Annotated in this window: 1 protein-coding gene; it reads right to left on the bottom strand. The window is 70.7% G+C overall.

Going from position 1 to position 1,285, the window contains the following annotated elements; all coding sequences use genetic code 11:
- Positions 1-17: 17 nt before the first annotated feature.
- Complete coding sequence (locus ACTOQ2_RS43875) at positions 18-1,040, bottom strand: cellulose binding domain-containing protein (RefSeq protein ID WP_440107959.1); 1,023 nt, start codon at positions 1,038-1,040, stop codon at positions 18-20.
- Positions 1,041-1,285 lie beyond the last annotated feature (245 nt).

Raw genomic sequence — 1,285 nt, 5'->3', positions numbered from 1 at the left:
CTCGTACGGAGGACGGGTCAGCTCGACGGGGTGGGGGTGCAGGTGACGGTGGGCGGGGTGGCGGTGCCGCTCGAGGTGGCCAGGAAGCCGAATGTGGTGGACCCGCTGGGGGCCAGCGATCCGTTGTAGCTCTCGTTGGTGATCGTGTACGGCCCGGCGGTGCTGTCGGTGCGGGCGCCCCAGATCTGCGTGATCCGCTGACCGTCGGGGAAGGTGAGTGTCACCGTCCACCCGGTGGTCCCGGTGGTGCCGGTGTTGGTCACCGTCACCTTTCCCTGAGATCCGCCGGACCAGCTGCCGATCTGGCTGTACACCGCCGTGCAGGTCGGAGGGGGTTCCGGGCAGGCCGGGGCGGCGGCGGTGACCGGCGAGGTGAAGGCAGAGGTGTTCCCGGCCGCGTCACGGGCCCGAACCTGGTAGCGGAAGATCCCCACACCGGACTGCGTGAAGGACGTGGTCGTCGAGGTGCCCACGGAGACGAACGTGCCGCCGGTGGTGCCGGACGCGCGCCAGATCTCGTAGCCGGTGACGCCCACGTTGTCCGTCGACGCGGTCCAGCTCAGCGTCACCGAGCCGCAGGTGGCGCTCGCCGTCGGCGTACCCGGTGTGGTGGGCGCCTGCGTGTCCGGCGGCAGGGTCGGGCACGGCGGCGGCACGATGCTGACCGGCTCGGTGAAGGCGGAGGTGTTGCCGGCCGTGTCGCGTGCTCGCACCTTGAACTGCAACAGCCCGGTGATGGGCTGGGTGAAGGAGGTGGTCGTGGTCGTGCCGGCCGAGGTGAACGCGCCGCCGTTGGTCGCGCGGTAGACGTCGTAGTCGGCGACGCCCACGTTGTCGGTGGAGGCGGTCCAGCTCAGCGTCACTGTGTAGGGAGAGCAGCTGACCGTGGTCCTCAGCCCGGTCGGGACCGTCGGTGGGGTGGTGTCGCCGAGCGGCATGATCCTTACGGGGGCCGTCGCGGACAGCGCGGGCGTGGAAACCACGAGCCCGGCCAAGGCGGCGAGCGCCACAAGGACGGTGCGGACAAGTCGCCGTTGCATGGTGGCTCCCTGACGGCCGGGAGGCGGGGGCGGCGGCCGGTCGGCTCGTCCCACACCGAATCAATGCGGTGTGCAGACGGTAGGCGGCTACGCCGCGCCGTGTCGACACTGCGACCAGGCGGGCGGCGAAGTATGAGGTCGCCGCTGAAAGTTTCACCCGTCGCGGCACGCGCCCGTCCGATCACCGCGGTGGGCGCGTCAGAATCGAGTGCCGCGATCACGTCGTGCATCGTCGTTCAGGGAGG

It is taken from the genome of Streptosporangium sp. H16 (genome assembly GCF_051918855.1).
Taxonomy (GTDB): Bacteria; Actinomycetota; Actinomycetes; order Streptosporangiales; family Streptosporangiaceae; genus Streptosporangium.
The sequence above is the reverse complement of the archived record's forward strand: the minus strand, read 5'-3'. Positions and strand labels throughout refer to the sequence as shown.

Coding starts and splice junctions, on each gene's coding strand:
- ACTOQ2_RS43875 (WP_440107959.1), bottom strand. CDS start 1,040: ATGCAACGGCGACTTGTCCGCACCGTCCTTGTGGCGCTCGCCGCCTTG.